Source organism: Streptomyces sp. URMC 126, assembly GCF_051386555.1.
Taxonomy (GTDB): Bacteria; Actinomycetota; Actinomycetes; order Streptomycetales; family Streptomycetaceae; genus Streptomyces.
In genome coordinates, this window is the sequence record NZ_JBPQTX010000696.1 from 1 (window position 1) to 380 (window position 380).

Annotated in this window: 1 pseudogene; it reads right to left on the reverse strand. The window is 62.6% G+C overall.

Annotated elements, in window-relative coordinates:
- A pseudogene (locus ACSNOK_RS33500) lies at positions 1 to 271 on the reverse strand (integrase core domain-containing protein); the annotation flags it as partial.
- Between the last annotated feature and the right edge of the window lie 109 nt (positions 272 to 380).

Consider the following 380-nt stretch of genomic DNA (forward strand, 5'->3'; position numbering starts at 1 on the left):
GGTAGTAGTTGGCTTCGTATTCGGCGGGCGGGATGTGCCCTATCTCACCGTGGAGCCGGCGGTGGTTGTACCAGTCGACCCACTCGGCGGTGGCGAGTTCGACGTGCGAGAGCGTCTTCCAGGGCCGCATCGGTTTGATGACCTCGGTCTTGAACAGGCCGATCGTCGACTCCATCAGCGCGTTGTCGTACGCGTCGCCGACCGAGCCGATCGAGGCTGCGATCCGGGCCGCATCGAGGTGTTCGGCCAGGCGGAACGACGTGTATTGGGTGAGTTCAACCAGTCGTTGCAACACCAGGCTGTTGCAGCGATCGTAGCTGTTCTTCGAAGACCTCGGCCGGTGTCCGCCAACCGAGGACTTTGCGGGGCCGATTGTTGAG